The 1,512-nt window shown below is 69.6% G+C and carries 1 protein-coding gene; it reads right to left on the bottom strand.

What is annotated here, in order from left to right:
• Positions 1-1,457 (bottom strand): type IV secretory system conjugative DNA transfer family protein (locus ACZ6IM_RS42600; protein ID WP_469564632.1); only part of this gene is annotated, 1,457 nt, incomplete at its 3' end.
• Positions 1,458-1,512 lie beyond the last annotated feature (55 nt).

Raw genomic sequence — 1,512 nt, 5'->3', positions numbered from 1 at the left:
TCGATGCCGGAGCCGATGACCTTGACGGTCGAGGCGGACCACATGGCGTCCATGCCCGCGTCTCCCCAGACCTTCTGGCCCTGGCGGTAGGACTGCAGGATGGTGATCGGGATGATCCCGCGGGAGCCGAGGTGGGAGTACAGGTCCGGCAGGTCGCTGATCTTGCACACGTTGGCGGCCTCGTCGAGGATCGCCAGCATGGGCGGGTCCAGACGTCCGCCGGCCCGTTCGGCCTGGGCGGTCGCCGCGCGCATCACGGAGTCCGCGCACGCGGCGATCAGCGCCGAGGCTCCGCCTCCGCCGTCCTTGCTCAGCAGGAACAGCGTGTCGGTGGAGGTGACGAACTCCGACGGGCGGAACTCGGGAACGTCCTTCTGCGGGGTGACCCAGGCGGCGATCTCGTTGTTCAGCAGTGCGGCGGCGTACTGGCGGGCGGTCTCGTAGATGCCGTCGCGGGTCTCCGGGGGGCCCTCGACGGTGCCCTTGAGCTGGGCTGCGACGGCGGCGAAGTCGTGGTCGCGGAGGATGTCGAGCGGGGTGCGGTCGGCGGGGAAGGCGAGCCACTGCATGATGTCGGTGATCGGCCGCTCGTCGAGCGCTGCGGCCAGCAGCAGTTGGGAGAGGATGTTGCTGCCGGCCTTGGACCAGAAGTCGCCCTGCTGGGAGGCGTCCACGGAGGCGGCGAGGAAGTGGCCGGCGAGCCGGTTCGCTCCGTCCAGGGTTTTCGCGCTGGCGAGGGGGTTCCACCACATCTCGCGTGCGGCGTGCGCGATCTGCTGTGGGTCCATGGTCCACACCTGCCCGACGCGGGAGCGGGCCTCGTATGTGGCGGTGAAGGCGTCACCTGCGGCCTTGTTCGAGGTCAGCAGGACGGGACCGGGCGCGGCGAGCATCGAGGGGATGGCGAGCGAGGTGGTCTTGCCCGAGCGGGGCGCCATGATGGCGACGGCCACATCCTCATAGCCCATGCGCACCTCGTGCCGGGTGTTCTGCAGGTTACCCAGGAGGATGCCGGTGTCGCGGGCTTCGATGTGCTTGGCGTCCTTGAGGCTCGGGCGCAGCGAGCGGGCCTTGTCGGTGATCGCCTTGGCCATCAAGGGCTCGATGTCCCGGGCCTTAGCCATGCCGGTGATCTTCTTCCGGCCGCCGCCGCGGTTCTTGTGCCGGAACCACAGGGCGACCGCCGTCCCCCCGAGAGCCAGGAGGAGCAGAACGGGAACGATGCGTGCCCCGATGAGCAGGGACGTTTCTCCCAGAGCGGGCCAGACCTGCTCGGGGTGGAGCAAGGCGTTGGTCGGCTGGTAGGGGGCACAGCTGGTGCCGGTGAGGTAGGCGGTGATGTTGCCGCACAGCCAGGCCAGGTGGGACAGGGGGACGACGACGGCGAGCACGCCGAGCAGGAGGCGCAGGACGAGGTCGTATCCGTCGGTGTTGCTGCTGGAGGAGGAGGGGGGCAAGGGCTATGAGCTTCCGGGCGGGGACGGAGGGATCAGCGCTGGCGGTGGCGCTCGG

It is taken from the genome of Streptomyces sp. NPDC042336 (assembly GCF_055581985.1).
The sequence above is the reverse complement of the archived record's forward strand: the minus strand, read 5'-3'. Positions and strand labels throughout refer to the sequence as shown.